Origin of the sequence: Pseudomonas sp. MF6755 (assembly GCF_016405635.1) — a bacterium.
Classification (GTDB): Bacteria; Pseudomonadota; Gammaproteobacteria; order Pseudomonadales; family Pseudomonadaceae; genus Aquipseudomonas; species Aquipseudomonas haemolytica.
The window spans coordinates 16,507-33,380 of record NZ_JAEKDA010000023.1; the positions used below are offsets into that span (position 1 = coordinate 16,507).

Annotated in this window: 11 protein-coding genes; 8 read left to right on the forward strand and 3 right to left on the reverse strand. The window is 62.7% G+C overall.

Annotated elements, in window-relative coordinates; genetic code table 11:
- The first annotated feature begins 4 nt into the window (after positions 1 to 4).
- The 8 genes from gspD (at position 5) to JFT66_RS25890 (ending at position 12,041) form a co-directional block, all read left to right on the forward strand.
- Positions 5 to 2,131, forward strand: coding sequence for a type II secretion system secretin GspD (gene gspD / locus JFT66_RS25855; RefSeq protein ID WP_198860429.1), 2,127 nt, complete (start codon positions 5 to 7; stop codon positions 2,129 to 2,131).
- A gap of 471 nt (positions 2,132 to 2,602) precedes the next feature.
- Entirely contained in the window at positions 2,603 to 4,996 is a 2,394-nt protein-coding gene (locus tag JFT66_RS25860; RefSeq protein WP_198860401.1) for a TonB-dependent receptor plug domain-containing protein, read from the forward strand.
- Positions 4,997 to 5,015: 19 nt separating this feature from the next.
- A complete protein-coding gene (locus JFT66_RS25865; RefSeq protein ID WP_198860402.1) occupies positions 5,016 to 5,987 on the forward strand; it encodes an amino acid ABC transporter permease in 972 nt (323 codons plus the stop codon).
- Positions 5,980 to 6,753, forward strand: a complete 774-nt coding sequence (locus JFT66_RS25870) for an amino acid ABC transporter ATP-binding protein (protein ID WP_034120531.1) — start codon at positions 5,980 to 5,982, stop codon at positions 6,751 to 6,753. Before JFT66_RS25865 ends, JFT66_RS25870 begins: the two co-directional genes overlap by 8 nt.
- A gap of 18 nt (positions 6,754 to 6,771) precedes the next feature.
- Complete coding sequence (locus tag JFT66_RS25875) at positions 6,772 to 7,695, forward strand: ABC transporter substrate-binding protein (RefSeq protein WP_034120530.1); 924 nt, start codon at positions 6,772 to 6,774, stop codon at positions 7,693 to 7,695.
- A 12-nt stretch (positions 7,696 to 7,707) separates the two neighbouring features.
- Complete coding sequence (locus tag JFT66_RS25880; protein ID WP_198860403.1) at positions 7,708 to 9,291, forward strand: flavin monoamine oxidase family protein; 1,584 nt, start codon at positions 7,708 to 7,710, stop codon at positions 9,289 to 9,291.
- A gap of 11 nt (positions 9,292 to 9,302) precedes the next feature.
- A complete protein-coding gene (locus tag JFT66_RS25885; RefSeq protein WP_198860404.1) occupies positions 9,303 to 9,725 on the forward strand; it encodes a RidA family protein in 423 nt (140 codons plus the stop codon).
- Positions 9,726 to 9,884: 159 nt separating this feature from the next.
- Positions 9,885 to 12,041, forward strand: coding sequence for a phosphocholine-specific phospholipase C (locus JFT66_RS25890; RefSeq protein ID WP_198860405.1), 2,157 nt, complete (start codon positions 9,885 to 9,887; stop codon positions 12,039 to 12,041).
- 570 nt (positions 12,042 to 12,611) lie between these two features.
- Here JFT66_RS25890 and JFT66_RS25895 read toward each other — a convergent pair.
- The 3 genes from JFT66_RS25895 to JFT66_RS25905 form a co-directional block, all read right to left on the reverse strand.
- The gene (locus JFT66_RS25895) at positions 12,612 to 13,448 is read right to left on the reverse strand and encodes a 5'-nucleotidase, lipoprotein e(P4) family (RefSeq protein WP_198860406.1); all 837 of its coding nucleotides are present in this window, start codon (positions 13,446 to 13,448) and stop codon (positions 12,612 to 12,614) included.
- A gap of 60 nt (positions 13,449 to 13,508) precedes the next feature.
- Entirely contained in the window at positions 13,509 to 16,019 is a 2,511-nt protein-coding gene (locus JFT66_RS25900) for a fimbria/pilus outer membrane usher protein (RefSeq protein ID WP_198860407.1), read from the reverse strand.
- 84 nt (positions 16,020 to 16,103) lie between these two features.
- Positions 16,104 to 16,844 carry a fimbrial biogenesis chaperone gene (locus JFT66_RS25905; RefSeq protein WP_034120519.1) on the reverse strand — a complete coding sequence of 247 codons (741 nt, stop codon included), beginning with the start codon at positions 16,842 to 16,844 and terminating at the stop codon, positions 16,104 to 16,106.
- Between the last annotated feature and the right edge of the window lie 30 nt (positions 16,845 to 16,874).

Below are 16,874 nucleotides of genomic sequence, written 5' to 3' on the forward strand. Positions count from 1 at the left end.
CGATATGCGCACTTCGCTGTTTTGCCTGGCCACTGCCGTCTCATTGGGCGGCTGTGGATCTTTGCCCGACACCCTCGACCCGGACGCCGACCTGCTGCACGAAGCGCTGCAGGGCACTGGCTCGCAACGCCCGCCAACCCCGGCTCCCGTGGCCGAAAGCCCGCAGCCGGCGACCCCGGCACCGCCCCAGCGCCAGTTGATTCGCGGCAATCAAGGCTTTGTGCGCCAGCCCACCGCGCCGGTGAAAGTGCCGGCGCAGGGCGGTGACATTGTGTTCAACTTCGCCGACCAGCCCATCGAGGCGGTGATCAACAGCGTAATGGGCGACCTGCTGCACGAGAACTACAGCATCGCCGAGGGCGTGAAGGGCAATGTCAGCTTCTCCACCTCCAAACCGGTGGACAAACAGCAGGCACTGTCGATTCTCGAGACCCTGCTGTCCTGGACTGACAATGCCATGATCAAGCAGGGCAACCGCTACGTAGTTCTGCCGGCCAACCAGGCAGTGGCGGGCAAGCTGGTACCGCAGATGCGCGTGGCGCCACCGTCCAGCGGTCTCTCGGCGCGGCTGTTCCCGCTGCGTTATATCTCCGCCACCGAGATGCAGAAACTGCTCAAGCCGTTCGCCCGTGAGAACGCCTTTTTGTTGGTTGACCCGGCGCGTAATGTGCTGAGCCTGGCCGGTACCTCGGAAGAACTGGCCAACTACCAGGACACCATCGATACCTTCGATGTGGACTGGCTCAAAGGCATGTCGGTGGCGGTATTCGGCCTGCAACGCGCCTCGGTGGCCGAGCTGATGCCCGAGCTGCAAGCCATGTTCGGCGCCGACAGCGGCACGCCCCTGGCGGGCATGCTGCGCTTCTTGCCGGTCGAGCGCACCAACTCGGTGGTGGCGATATCTTCCCAACCCCAGTACCTCAACGAAGTGGGCGACTGGATTCGCACTATCGACGAGGGCGGCGGCAACGAACCGCAGATGTATGTGTACGACGTGCGCAATATGAAGGCCGCCGATTTAGCCAAATACCTGCGGCAGATCTACGGTAACGGCGCGATCAAGGACGACACGCCCGCCAAGGTTGCGCCGGGGTTACGTACCACCACCTTGTCCTCGTCCACCCGCGCAGGTCTACAGGCCAACGCTCCAGCGCCCGTACCCGAAGAGCCCGAATCGGCGAGCGTCGAAAACACTCAGTCGCGCCCCGCCAGCGACCTTGAAGCGGGCACCCGCATCACCGCGCAAAAGAGCAGCAACCAACTGCTGGTGCGCACCCGCCCGGCGCAATGGAAAGAGATCGAAGCGGCGATCAAACGCCTCGACAATCCACCGCTGCAAGTGCAGATCGAGACCCGCATCCTCGAGGTCAAGCTCACGGGTGAACTGGACCTTGGCGTGCAGTGGTACCTCGGCCGTCTGGCCGGCAATTCCACCAGCACCACAGTCGCCAATGCCTCCGGCAGCCAAGGTGCATTAGGCGGTGGCGGGGCAGGGCTGGGAGCGGCGGATTCGTTGTTCTATTCCTTCGTCAGCGCCAACCTGCAAGTGGCCCTGCACGCCTTGGAAACCAACGGTCGCACCCAGGTGCTGTCGGCGCCGTCGCTGGTGGTGATGAATAACCAGCCGGCGCAGATCCAGGTGGGCGACAACATTCCCATCAGCCAGACCACCGTCAACACGGGGGACGCCGACACCACCCTGAGCAGCGTCGAATATGTGCAGACCGGGGTGATTCTGGATGTGGTACCGCGCATCAATCCAGGCGGTTTGGTGTACATGGATATCCAGCAGCAGGTCAGTGATGCCGAGAGCCAGGTGGGCAATAGCGACACACCGGTGAACCCGCGGATTTCAACGCGCTCGGTGTCGACCCAGGTGGCGGTGCAGAGTGGGCAGACGGTGTTGCTCGGTGGGTTGATCAAGCAGGACAACGCTGAGAGCGTCAGCGCCGTGCCTTACCTGGGGAAGGTTCCGGGGTTGCGGTGGTTGTTTGGCAATACCAGCAAGTCCAAGGACCGTACGGAGCTGATTGTGTTGATTACGCCCAGGGTGATTACCAGCAGCAGCCAGGCGCGGCAGGTGACGGATGATTATCGCCAGCAGATGCAGTTGTTGCGGCCCGCTCAATAAACTGGCCGCACCGCTTACCACTGTGGGAGGGGGCAAGCCCCCTCCCACATTTTTATCTAGTGCAGCCAGAAACCGATCATCGAAACAACCTTCCCAGGCCCCAATCTCTCTGCTATTGATGGAAAAAACATTACCTTTACGAATAAAAATATTTATAAATAATAAAAGTAGTGAATATTAGCTTATGCCAAAACAGCATTATATTTTTGAAATTCATTCCGTTATGTTTGAACTCAACAGCCTACCCCTGACCTCGGATGGTACCCAGCGTGATTCAGATTCTGCGCGCCTGACCGGGTAATCATCCCCCGCAGCAGAATCGTTGGACGGGAGCTCAACGTATGTTGCCACTTCAACTTCCTCGCTTGCCCCACACCTAGCCCACAGCGCATCGCCCCTTGAACACCGGCCACGCCGCACCAAGCAGCGTGCCTGCCCGACTTCGCGATTTGGAAAAAGCTGGGAATGGATATGAAGCAAGTTCTGCAACCCACCGCCGCCCTGACACTGTCCCTGCTCGCCGCAGCGGTACAGGCCCAAGACGACAGCACCTTGTCCACCGTCGTGGTCACCGGCAACCGTGGCGCCGAGCAGCGCACGGTCACCAGCAGCCCGGTGCCGATTGATGTGGTCAGCGCCAAGCAATTGCAAAGCACCGGCAAGCCCGGGTTGATGGAGGCGTTGAGCGCGGTGATTCCGTCGCTGACCCTGCCGGAAAAAACCGGCTGGGACGCCAGTGGCATCGCCCGGGCGCCGAACCTGCGCGGCTTGAGCGCCGCCGAAGTGCTGGTGCTGGTCAACGGCAAGCGCCGCCATACCAGCGCCACCCTGAATATCAACGGTATCAACACCGGCGCGGCGCCGGCCGACCTGGACCTGATCCCCATCAGCGCCATCGACCATGTCGAAGTCCTGCGCGATGGCGCCGCTGCCCAGTACGGGTCCGACGCCATCGCTGGGGTGATCAACGTGATCCTCAAGGCCGACACCAGCGGCACTTCGGTGACTAATGCCGGCCTTGGCTATGACGGCAAGAAGCAGACCGTACAACAAAGTCTCAACAAGGGCTTCGAGATCGGTAACGGCGGCATCGTGCAACTGGCCCTGGATGCGCGCAGCCAGAACGACGACAACAAGGCCAGCGCCAACGGCTACAGCTATGAACAGGCCTATAGCCTGGCGGGCAAGTCCACCTACGGCGGCTACGGCACGCCCAAGACCAACCTGTTGACCCTGGGCTACAACGCCGAGCTGCCGATTGACGACAGTTTCAGCCTGTACTCCTTCACGACGTATTCACGACGCAAGGCCGAGCAAGGGCAGAACTTCCGCCTGCCCACCATCACTAACACCATCACCACCGGGCCTAACGGCTACCCGGCCGGGTACACCCCGGCCTGGTACATCGACGAGGACGATTTCCAGGCAGCGTTCGGTGGCAAGGGCACCGTGGGCGAGTGGGACTGGGACCTGTCCACCACCTACGGGCGCAACGAAGCGGAGCAGGGCACCACCCACAACCAGAACCCGTCCCTGGGTGAGGCCACGCCGAACAGCTTCACCTCCGGTACGTGGATTTCAACGGAGCTGACCACCAACCTGGACTTCAAGCGTGGCTTCGATATCGGCCTGCAAAAACCCTTGGATCTGTCCTATGGCTTTGAGCATTGGCGCGACACCTACGAGGTGCAGGCCGGTGATTACGGCTCCTATGCCAACGGCGGTTACTGCGTGGCGCCGGGTAACTGTGCGTCGTCCGGGGCCCAGGTCACCAACGGCATTTCCCCGGAAGAAGAAAGCAGCGCCTCGCGCAACAGCCTGGCCGGTTATGTGGATGTGGGCTTCAATCCCTTGCCGGACTGGTATGTCGGCACCGCCCTGCGCTATGAGCATTACAACCAAGGCGTGGGCGCCACCCGCAGCGGCAAGCTGACCACGCGCTACGACTTCACGCCCCAATTCGCGGTGCGTGCCACGGTGAGCAATGGCTTTCGTGCGCCGTCCCTGGCCAACAGTTTGTTCAGTGCACGCTCCACCACCTATGGCGTGGTGGACGGCGTGTACCAGTCGATCAACTACGGCGTGCTGCCGGTGGGCTCGGCGGCGGCCAAGGCGTTGGGTGCCGAAGAATTGAAACCCGAGCGCTCCACCAACTTCAGCCTCGGTTTCACCCTGACGCCCACCGACCGCCTCAGCTTCACTGCCGATGCCTACGTGATCAACCTGCGTGACCGCATCACCCTGACCGGCACCTTGCTCGGCCCGCAAGTCACCCAGGTGTTGCAAGACAACGGCATCAACTCCACCTCCGGCGGCCAGTACTTTATCAACGGCGCCGACACCCGCACCAAGGGCCTGGACCTGGTCAGCAGCTACAACCAGGACCTGGGCCAGTTCGGCGCCCTGAAATGGACCGCTGCGTTCAACTGGAACCAGACCAAGATCCTCAACTACAAGCAGTCCACAAATATCCTAGGCACCTCCTATGACCTGATGGACCGCCAGGCCCGCAACCTGATCACCGGCGTGCAACCCAATACCAAGCTGATCCTCGGCGGCGACTGGAGCATCGAGCGCTTCAACCTCAACCTGGCCCTGACCCGCTACGGTTCCTACAAAGAAGTGAATTCATCGGCCAATCGTGACCTGGACCGGGTCTACAACGCCCGTTGGATCACCGACCTCGACCTTGGCTACAACCTCACCAAAGACCTGAACATCGCCATCGGCGCCAAGAACCTGTTCGACCAGTACCCCAAGAAACAAGGGGTGCCGAGCAGCACCATGGTCGCCAGCTACGGCACTTATTCGCCCTACGGTTTTACCGGCGGGTACTACTACACCCGGCTGACTTACGCCTTCTAAGGCCTGCGAGGAATAGCACATGCCCACTGTCGCCAAACCCTACGACCTGCTCGATGAGGTCGCCGCCCAACCGGTTCGCCAGCGCCGCGTCTCCACGCCGATCAAGGCACTCCAGGTCGTGCCGGCCCGGCATCCCTGGCGCTGGGCCGGGTCGATCTTCGCCGCGCTGGTGCTGCTCGCCATCGCGCATTCCCTGGCCACCAACCCGCGCTGGGAATGGGGCGTGTTCGGCCAGTGGTTCTTCTCGCCCTCGGTGCTACGTGGCCTGGGGCAGACGCTGTTGCTGACGTTGCTGAGCACGGTGTTCAGCATCCTCCTGGGCACGGCGCTGGCCCTGGCGCGGCTGTCGGGTTCGCCGTTGCTGGCGGCATTGGCCTGGGGCTATATCTGGTTTTTCCGCTCGATGCCGGCGCTGCTGGTGTTGATCATTCTCTACAACTTTGCCTATCTGTACGACCATATCGTGCTCGGCGTGCCGTTCACCGAGCTGGTGTTCGCCGAGTGGTCCACGGTAGACGTGCTCAGCCAGTTCACCGTGGCAGTCCTGGGCTTGAGCCTGATGCAGGCGGCCTACGCGGCAGAGATCATTCGTGGTGGCCTGATCGGTGTGGATGCCGGCCAACATGAAGCGGCAGCGGCCCTGGGATTACCGGCGTCGCGACGCATCTTTCGCATCATCCTGCCCCAGGCACTGCGTTCGATTTTGCCCTCGGGGTTCAACGAGATCATAGGTCTGGTCAAAGGCACGTCCATTGTCTATGTGCTGGCCTTGCCCGAGCTGTTTTATACCGTGCAGGTCATCTACAACCGCACCCAGGCGGTGATCCCGCTGCTGATCGTTGCCACTGTCTGGTACCTGATCATCACCACCGTGCTCACCAGCGCCCAGTACTACGTCGAACGCCACTTCGCTCGCGGCACCGCCCGGGTGTTGCCGCCCACGCCGTTGCAGCGCTTGCGCCACTGGTTCAAGGAGAAGGCCCATGGCTGAAGCACGCGCCGGGCGCATCCAGATCCAGGGCGTGGGCAAGCGCTTTGGCAACCAGCAGGTGCTCGATAACATCGACCTGACCATCGACCCCGGCAAGGTCACGGTGATCCTCGGGCCGTCCGGCTCGGGCAAGTCCACCTTGCTGCGCACCATCAACCACCTGGAGAAGATCGACAGCGGGCATATCACCATCGACGGCGAATACGTCGGCTATCGGCGCAAAGGTGACCTGCTGTTTGAGCTCAAGGAGCGCGAGATCCTCAAGCGCCGCATCGACGTGGGCTTTGTGTTCCAGAACTTCAACCTGTTCCCGCACCTCACGGCCTGGGAAAACATCGCCGAAGCGCCGCTGGCCCACAAGCGCTGGAGCAAAGCCCAAGCCCACTTCAAGGCCGCCGAGTTGCTGGCCAAGGTTGGCCTGGCGGACAAGGCCGACGCCTACCCGCGCCAGCTCTCCGGCGGCCAGCAACAACGCGTCGCCATCGCCCGGGCCCTGGCGCTGGACCCCAAGGTGCTGCTGTTCGACGAGCCCACCTCGGCCCTCGACCCGGAGCTGGTGGGCGAGGTGCTGGACGTGATCAAGGGCCTGACCCAACTGGGCGTGACCCTGGTGATCGTCACCCACGAGATCGGCTTTGCCCGCGAGGTGGCCGACCACGTGGTGTTTCTCTGCGACGGCCAACTGATCGAAGAGGGCCCGCCTGAACAGATTTTCCGCCAACCCCGACATCCCCGCACCGTAGCCTTTCTCGGCAAGGTGCTTTAGTTCAAGGAGTGACTGCCCATGTTCATCCATACCGCCCGCGTGGCCTTGCTGGCGCTTGCCATCGGCACTGCGCAACACGCCTTCGCCGTGCAACAGGTCGACCTCAGCCCCGACCGCCCGCGCATCCATGTGCCGCGTAATGAAGCGGCCATCGCGCAGATCCCACCGGGGTTCAAGTTCGCCCAGCCGGGCAAGTTCACCGTGGCCGTGTCTGGCGTGGCCGGCCCGCCTTTGGCACTGCTGGCCAGTGACGACAAAACCACCATCGGCAGCGAAGCCGACACCGCGCAACTGGTGGCCGACAGCCTCGGCTTGCAACTCAACGTGGTGCAAACCAGTTGGGAAGACTGGCCCCTGGGCGTCAGCTCGGGCAAATACGATGCGGTGATCAGCAACGTTACCGTGACCGAGGCGCGCAAGAAGCGTTTTGACTTCGCCACCTACCGCCAGGATGTGCTCGGCTTTTACGTGAAGAGCACCAGCAAGATCAACGCGATCAAGCAGGCGGCGGACATCGCCGGGCTGAAGATCATTGTCGGCTCGGGCACCAACCAGGAAAAGGTCCTGCTGGCCTGGAACGAGGCCAATGAAAAAGCCGGCCTCAAGCCTGCACTGTTGCAGTACTTCGATGACCAGGCCGCCGCGCAACTGGCGGTGCAGTCCGGGCGCAGCGACGCGCTGTTCGGGCCTAACTCGGTGTACGCCTATTCGGCGGCGATCACCGGTGGCATCAAGCGCGTCGGCACCGTCAACGGTGGGTGGCCGTTGCAGGCAGATATCGCGGTGACCACACGCAAGGACAACGGCCTGGTCAAGCCGATCCACACCGCCCTGGAGGGCGCGATTGCCGGCGGGCAATACGAGCAGGTCTTGCAGCGCTGGGGCCTGGATGTGGAACGGGTCGACCAGTCGCTGATCAACCCGCCAGGGCTGCCGGATTAAGGAGGATTGGACATGGGACTGACACGACGTGAAGCGCTGTCGAGCATTGCCGCGGTCGGCGGTGAAAAGGCGGTCAAGGACGCATTGGCGGTCTTGGGTTTGGGCCCATCGTCACATCGTCGGCCGCAACCGTTGAAACTCAAGGACGGCCTGGGGCAGGGCACTAGCGTGCTGGTGCTGGGCGCAGGGATTGCCGGGCTGGTCACTGCCCTGGAGCTGAGTCGCGCCGGCTTCAATGTGCAGGTGCTCGAAGCGCGTGACCGCGTGGGTGGCCGCACCTGGACCCTGCGCAACGGCGACCGCGTGGACTACAAGGATGGTCGCTCTCAGACGGTGGGGTTTGATCCGGGCCAGTATTTCAACGCCGGCCCGGCGCGCATTCCCAGCCAGCACCGCACGATCCTCGATTATTGCAGTGAGCTGGGCGTACCCCTGGAAGTGCTGGTCAACAGCAGCCATGGCGCCCAGGTGCGGCCGGACCTGGACCAGCCGGCGTTCAGCGTCGGCCAGGCGCTCAACGACACCCGTGGGCATCTGTCCGGGCTGTTGGCCAAGGCGGTGCAGCGTGACGCCCTCGACGATGTACTGAGTGGCGAAGAGCGCACACGCTTGCTGGGCTTCTTGCAGGTGTATGGCGACCTGTCTCAGGAGCTGGCCTTTGAAGGCACCCTGCGTTCGGGGCACCTCGAATCCGCCGCCCACCCTGGCGCCTTGCCCGCCCGCCGCAACCCGCTGAGGTTAGAGCGGTTGCTGCACCCGGAACTCTGGGGCGCATTGCTGCATACAGAGTTTCCGGAGTTCTCGGCCACCATGTTCCAGCCGGTGGGCGGCATGGACCGCATCACCGAGGCCTTCTACCGGCGCGTGCATGAGCAGGTGCAATTGGGCGCCCAGGTGCGCCAGATCCGTCAGTTGGAGGACGGCGTGGCAGTCACCTATCACGACCAGCACAGTGGCCGCGAACAGGTGGTGCGCGCCGATTACCTGATCTCGACCTTGCCGCTGCCCTTGCTGGCCAGGCTCGACACCGACTTCAGCGATCCGGTCAAGGCCGCCTTGCTCAGCACCCGCAGCGACCAGGCGACCAAGGTGGCGTGGCAATCCCCGCGTTTCTGGGAAACCGATTACCGCACCTACGGCGGCCTGTCGTGGATCGAACACCCGGCGCGCCTGCTCTGGTACCCGAGCAACGACCTCAACACCCGCGAAGGCGTGCTGGTGGCCGGTTACGTGACCGGGGAGGGCGCCGACGTGTTTGGCGCGCAACCGCTCGAGAAGCAGTACGCCACGTCCCAGCAAGCCGTGGAGCTGTTGCACCCGGGTTATTCCAGGCACCTGCGCAACCCGCTGGCGGTGGCGTGGGAACAGGTCCCCTACAGCGAAGGCCCGTGGCTGCAACGCGAACACTTCCCGGCCGAGGCCAGCGCCTTGCTCGAACGGCCCCATGGCCGCGTGTACTTCGCCGGCGACGGCCTGGTGCAAAGCGGCGTGGGGATCTGGCAGGAATCAGCCGCCAACTCAGCGCGCCATGTGGTCGCGCAACTGGCCGACCGCGTCACCCAACAACGACAGATCGCGGCCGTGGCCGCTTCTTGAGGAGCAACACCATGAGCGACAGCATCCAACGCACCAGCGTCGGCGATTTCCCCATCTCGCAAACCGTCACCGTGCCGGCCTCCGCCAGCCTGGTGTTCGTCAGCGGCACACTGCCGGACCTCGCCGACCCGAGTGTGCCCGGGGTGTATGGCGACACCGAAGTACAGAGCGTTTCGGTGTTCAACAAGCTGCGCCAGATCCTGCGCCAGCACGACCTGGACTTGGGCGATATCGTGCAGTTGCGGATTTTTTTGGTGGGGGCGGAAGACACCGACGGTAAGTTGGATTTTGCCGGGTTGCAGCGCGGTTATACCCAGTTTTTCGGCACGCCCGAGCAGCCGCACAAACCAGCGCGAACAGCGCTGCAGGTGGTGGCTTTGCCACTGCCGGGGGCGTTGGTGGAGGTTGAGGCCATCGCTGCCAGAGCGGTGTGAGTGCAGGCGCTGATCAATGACTCGCCAGCCAGCTGTCCCAGATAGGATCAGGGCATGCTGGCCCAGCTCCAGGAAGTGAGTGTCACTTTCCTGTCGCTTTAAGCCCCTACCGTGTTCTGAGTTTTTCGTCTCAAACACTCCAAGGGATTGACTAGTGTTATGCCGACTCTCACCCGTAGAACCCTGCTACAAGCCGCCGCCATCGGCTCTGCCTACGCCCTGCTACCCGACTCGATCCGCAAGGCCCTGGCGATCCCCGCCAACAACCGCACCGGTACGATCATGGATGTGGAGCACGTGGTCATCCTGATGCAGGAAAACCGTGCGTTCGACCACTACTTCGGCACCTTGCCGGGTGTACGTGGCTTCAGCGACCGCTTCACCATTCCGCTGCCGGGCAAACGCAAGGTGTGGGAGCAACAGGGCAAGGAGCGCCGAGTGTTGCCGTATCACCTGGACAGTTCCCGCGGCAATGCGCAACGCGTCGATGGCACGCCGCATTCCTGGGTGGACGAGCATGCCGCCTGGGACAGCGGCCGCATGCACGCCTGGCCGACCTACAAGACGCCTACGTCGATGGGCTACTACCGTGAGCAGGAGTTGCCATTCCAGTTCGCCCTGGCCAACACGTTCACCTTGTGTGATGCCTACCACTGTTCGGTGCACGCGGGCACCAACCCCAACCGGCTGTTCCATTGGACCGGCACCAACGGCCCGACCGGCGCCAATGTCGCCGCCGTAGTCAATGAGTGGGACGGGCCTGGCCCGGTGGGCGTGGGCTATACCTGGAAAACCTACCCTGAGCGCCTGGAAGAGGCGGGCGTCAGTTGGAAGGTCTATCAGTATTTGCCGGACAATTTCGGCGACAACCCCCTGGCCGGGTTTCGCCAGTTCCGTGCCGCCAGTGTGGCCGCCGGCAACCCTGCGCAGCCGCCACAGGACTTCAAGAACTTTGTGCCGTACAGCGAGCAACTCAACGCCCGCGTGCCGTTGTACAAGGGCAATGGCAACACGCTGCCGGCCGTCAGCGGTGGCGACCTCGAAACGATCATCCAGGGCTTTCGCCAGGACATCAGCCAAGGTCGCCTGCCCCAGGTGAGCTGGCTGGTTGCCCCGGCCAACTATTCAGAGCACCCCGGGCCGTCCAGCCCGGTGCAGGGCGGTTGGTTTACCCAGGAGATTCTCAAGGCCCTGACCGAAAACCCGCAGGTCTGGAGCAAGACCGTGCTACTGGTCAATTACGATGAGAACGACGGGTTCTTCGACCATGTGCCTTCACCCTCGGCGCCGTCGAAACGCTTGGATGGCAGTTTCGCTGGCAAATCCACGGTGAAGTTCGACAGCGAACTCTTCACCCACCCGGCACCCCCCGGTTCCACGCAGCAACCCCGGCCTGATGGCGGCGTGTATGGGCCTGGCCCACGTGTGCCGATGCTGGTGCTGTCGCCATGGAGCCGTGGCGGTTGGGTCAATTCCCAGGCCTTTGATCACACCTCGGTGCTGCAATTTCTGGAGAAGCGTTTCCAGGTGCGCGAACCCAATATCAGCGCCTGGCGCCGGGCGGTGTGTGGCGACCTCACGTCGGCGTTCAACTTCGTCAACCCCAACCACGAAACCTTGCCGCCGCTGCACGAGACCAGCCGCCAGGCCGCCGACCAACTGCGCCAGCGCCAGGAACAACTGGCCCAGGTCGCGCTGCCGCCGGTTGGCCGGCAACAGGCCCCCCACCAGGCGCGAATGGCACGACCATCCCGCGCGTTGCCTTACCAACTCAACGTGGTCGGTACGGCGGACCGGCGCAGCGGCACACTGACCCTGAACTTCTTCAACCACGGCGAGCAGGGCGCGGTGTTCCATGTCTACGACCGTCAGCACCTGGCAGACATACCGCGACGCTACACCGTGGAAGCCGGCAAAAATCTCAGCGACACCTGGCCGCTCTCCCAGTCTTATGACCTTTGGCTGTTGGGGCCGAACGGCTTCCATCGCGCCTTCAAAGGAGAGCTGCAACGTCGCCGCGAACCCGAGTTGTCGCTGGCCTACCAGGATGACAACTTGCAACTGACCCTGATCAACCCCAGCAAGCATCCGGTTTCGGTGACGATTGGGCGCTGCCCTTACACCCACCAAGGGCCTTGGCAGGTGGAAATCGCCGGCGGCAGCAGCCAGCAACGCACGTTCTCGCGTCAGCCCAGCGGGGGTTGGTACGACTTCACCCTGCGCGATGGCAACGGCTGGGTGCGCAGGGTGGCGGGGCGGATTGAGACCGGGGCGCATAGCATCAGTGATCCGTTGATGGGCAAGCGTGAGGGCTGAAGCGTTTTAGGTTGGCGGTACCGAGTACCCATGTGGGAGGGGGCTTGCCCTAATGCCAGTCAGTTAAGCGAACGAAATGCTCAAAGCAGCGAAGATCAAATGTGGGAGCGGGCTTGCTCGCGAAGGCGTCGGCCCAGCAAACGTTGATGTTGACTGACCCACCGCTTTCGCGAGCAAGCCCGCTCCCACAGGGGATCTGCGCTTAACTGACTGGCATTAGGGCTTGCCCCCGATGGCGGCCTTACATCTCAAAATCAAAAACACAGCGAGGCGGCCTTATAGCCGACCTGATCGATGCTGCGTGCGTGCCCCCCTGTGGGAGCGGGCTTGCTCGCGAAGGTCGTTAACGATGACGCGGGAAATCAGAAAGAACGCGGCGCCCTCAGGTTCTTCGCGGGCAAGCCCGCTCCCACAGAAAAGCAGAAGCGCCGCCAGCGTATCTACTGGACTTGCTCCTTCCAAAAGTGAGCCGCTGTAAGAGCGGAACCAATAGCAGCGTTACCCAAATAACGGATATGTACTCGGTCAACCCCCCCCGGTGTCAGTCCGCCACAGGTTTACCCCGACCCCCTATTCCTGCAACACCAACGCCCGCTGCTTAAGCCTGCGCTTCTGCGCAAACGGCAACGTTTCATCATCGCCATACGGCGCGCTGTACCAGTTGCCGTAACTCGGGTTCGGCAGCAAAAACCAGCGCTGCCCCAGCCAGTTCACATAGGGCTCCATCGCCTTGCGCTGGGCGGCGAGGGTGTTGTGTTCGGCCTGCACGAAATCCCCCAGGGAGTCACCGGCCATCAGCAGCACACGGGCGTGGCTGGCGACCCACTGGCGGCGGCAGTTCTTGCCGTACCCGGCGCTTTCGCAGTGGCCGATGGGCGTGCTGGCGGCGAGCACTTGTTCGCTGCTCGCCACCGGGAAACCGCGCAGGCGCAGGTTGGCGACGGTGGCCGCGACCTGGCTGTGTTCGCGGTTGGTGAGGTAATACACCGTGATGCCTTTTTGCTCGGCGGCCTGCAGGAAGGCTACCGCGCCGGGCAGGGCCTGGGCCTTGGCCTGCTCGACCCAGGTGTTCCAGCGGTCATAGGAATAGACCTGGTTATTGATAATGTCGCGGGCGTTGAGGGGCACGTTATCCAGCAGGGTCTCGTCGATGTCCACCACCACCGCCGGGGGCAGGTCGGCCAGGTTGCGCGGGGCGAAGGGCAGAGCGTCCCAGCTCGGGTCGGCCAGGGCCACATCGAGTTGGCGGGTGGCGTTGGCGAAAAGCTGGCGGTAGATCAGTTCGTGCTCGATGGAGGTCTGGGTCCAGAGCACGGCATCGAGTTGGTCGTTGGCCGGTGGTGTTTGCTGACAGCCGGCCAGTGCGATGGTCAGCAGGCAGGCACTGGCGAAGAACAGGTTACGCATGGGGCAAGTCTCGCAGAGGGTGGGCGCGTGGTCAGCACAGTAGCTTAATCGCCCATACAATCAAGGCGTACACACCAGTGCCTGGCGCTCATAGTTCAGCGCCTTGTTCTGCGGTGGCAACGCATAGCTCGCGCTGCAACGCTGCTCACCCCACTTGATAACCAACGTGCCCTGATCCTCTTCCACCAGCGCCAGGGCATTGCCATTTGGATCGGCAATTGCCAACTGCTTGCCATTGGCGTCTTCCAGTGAGGCGCCAAACGACAGCGGCTTGTGCTGGGCATCAAACAGTTCAAACAACACACGCCGCCCGGTGGTACCGCTGTAGTGCGCCACCACGATGGCACCACGGCGCGGCACCAGTTGTTGGGTCGCGTTGGTGATTTCCACGTCGCCACCCAGATCGCGAGTGTCCAGGCTGATCCAGTTGACCCGGTAGGGTTGCGCAGTGGGCACCACCGCATAGCCGTTGTAGCCGGTTTCCACGCCACTGTAGCTGCTGATTTTGGCCCCGGCGACGCCTGGCACTTCAGCCAGGGCGAAGGTTTCGCTGACCGTCTGCCCCAGGTTGACGCCACCGGCGTGAGCCACCACGGAGCCGGCGAGGTTGAAGTTCTGTGAGTTGTAGCCCTGGCCCTGGCTGTAGCCGAGGCTGACATCGGCCACGGCGGTGCGGCTGTTGATGTTCACCGAGCCTGAGTCGCCGCTGGTGTCGCTGTGGCCAGCCTGCACCGAATAGAAGGTGTCGCTGGTGTCGGCCACGTAGCCATTGATGCCCGCTTGGGTGGTGGTGTCGCCACGTTGGTGGCTGGTGGTGACAAACGCCCGTGGCGCACGAGCCTGGCTGCCCAACGGGAAAGACACCGACAGGTTCAACTGCGTGTCGCTGCTCGGCTCACCCCAGGTGACGATCTGTTTGGTGCGCGTCACGCCCAAGTTGTAGCTCAGGTCGCCCCAGTTGCCGGTGTAGCCGGCGGAAAAGCTCTGGGAACCGCCGCGATTCCAGTAGCGTTGGTCGCTGGCGTTCACATACAGGCTGCCGAATTCGCTGTTGCGCCCGATGCTCTGGTTGATGGTCAGGTCGGTGCGGGTTTTGGAGTGTCCGGTGCGCACGCGCACGTCCTCGCTGTTGTCTTCCACATGGTCGGTGAGGGTGCGATAGCCCTCGGTGGAGTAGCGGTAGGCGGCGAGGGTGAAGTTGGTATCGGTGCCGGCGAAGGTCTTGGCGTACAAGGCGCGCACGCTGCTGCCCTGGGAGGTTCGCCCCTGGGCCTTGCTGGACGAATGAGTGGTATCCAGCGAGAACGCACCGAACGCCGTGTTCCGGCCAGCGCCGATCGACAGCGCGCTGTAGTCCTCACTGGCTTGCAGGCCGACAATCCCACTGAGATTGCTGGTCAAGCCATAGGCCAGCGTACCGCTGAGAAAGCGCGGAGTTGCCAGGCCATCGGCATTGCTGTTGAACGTGCCCGCCGAGAGGCTGTATTTCACTTGGCCTTCGCGCACCATGATCGGCAGGCTGGAGAATGCCTGCATCGTCACCCGCCGCGTGCCGTCGGCTTCGATCACGGTTATTTGCAGGTCACCGTTGGAGCCGCTGGGGTAGATGTCGTTGATCTCGAACGGCCCCGGCGCGACGTTGGCGGTGTAGAGGATATAGTCGTTCTGGCGGATTTCCACCGTCGCGTTGGTCTGCGCCACGCCGCGGATCACCGGCGCGTAGCCGCGCTCGCTGTCGGCGCGCATGCCATCATCAGACGCCAGCTTGACCCCGCGATAGCGCACGCTGTCGAACAGGTCGGTGTCGGAGAAAATCTCACCGGCGCTGAACTGGCCCTTGATCGCGGTGACGTCATGCTGCAGGTAGGTGCGGTTGCTGGTGAAAGTGTTCGAGCGATCGGTGCCGCCGCTCAGGTTCGACTCGTTGCGCAGGCGCCAGGCACCCAGGTTGATGCCATTGCGCAGGCCCAGGTTATTGGCAATGCGGGTCTTGTAGCCGCCGGCGGTGCGGCTGCTGTTGAGCTGATAGTTGATGAATGCAGCGGATACACCGTCGTCCCACAACTGTGGGTCGACATACCCGCGCAAGCCACGCTGCATGGCCACCTGCGGGATACTCGCGAGCAGGCGCAGGCGGCTGCTGTCGTAGCGCACGCTGGCGTCTTCGATCATATCGGCAAGGGCGTAGCAGTCCTGCGGTTGCTGTGGGTCGAGTTTGCCCTCGGCCTGCAAACGGTGCAGGTCGATACCCAATTGCTTGAGCAGGTCGAGGGTCAGGCAGGCTTCGACACGGCCGTTTTTCAGGTTGCGCTTGAAGTCGATATCGCGCCGGCCCACCAGCACTTCGTTGCTGTACAGGTCGACGCGGTAATTGCCCGGCAGCACGCTGTTGGCCGAGAGCAATTGCTGCAAGTCTACCGTTGACTGCGAGCCTTGCAGGAAGGTGGTGTTGAAGGTTTGCGCAGCGTCATCAGCCATGGCCAGGCCGGGCAGGCTCGCGGCAATCGCCAGCGACAGCGTCTTCAACTTCAGTGCGCCACGTGCGGGCCTGTTGCTGGAAAGAAAAGACATGCGAAGACCTATGACATCCTGATTGACGGACAGCCGGGCACGCAAACACGCACGCGAAGTGAGCCTGTGGGTTAGCGAAAGTGCTTAGGGGTTGAGGCGCGATTCAGTCGCATGCGCCGGTAGTGCAGCGCCGCTGGACAGCGGCGCGCTGTAGTGATTCTGCGCGCCGTAGTCATTGATGCTGGAAAACGACAACTGCACCGGCCCGCTGGCAACAGGAGCACTGAGCGCAAACTGTTTTTGCTCGCCGGGCGCGATCATGGTGGAGTCGCTGGCCAGTACCGCCTGCACTTTGATGTCGGCCATGGACACGTGGTACAGCGTCGGGTTTTTCACCTGCAACAGGGTCTGGCTACCGTGTTTGGCCAGTGTCCATTCAAGCTGCGCAGGGGCTTGCAGCGCACTGCCGGTAAGGCCAGCAGGGCGGTAAAAGATCTTGATGCGTTGGCGGATAGCCAACTGCAAGGTGTTCTCGGCTTCGCTTGCCTTGGGGATTTCCTGCACATTGAGCCACACCACTGACTCGCGGTCCGTGGGCATGCCGGTGCCTTCGTACAGAATGCGCAGCAGTTGTTGTTCCTTGGCGAATACCCGCGCCAGTGGAGGGGTGACGGCAAACGGCGCGCGGCTGGCGCTGGCGTCGTTCATGTCGACCCAGGATTGAATCAATACATCCTGGTTACCGTTGCGCACGGTAATGTTGGCTTCCTTGTGGTCGCCATCAAACACGATACGGGTGGCATTCAATGAAATGCTGGCGGCGGCCTGGGTAGCCATGAGCAGGCCCAGCAGCGCGAGGCTCACGGCGATAGAACGAGGCGGCATGAGGGTTATCCGGTGTAATCAGAAGACAAT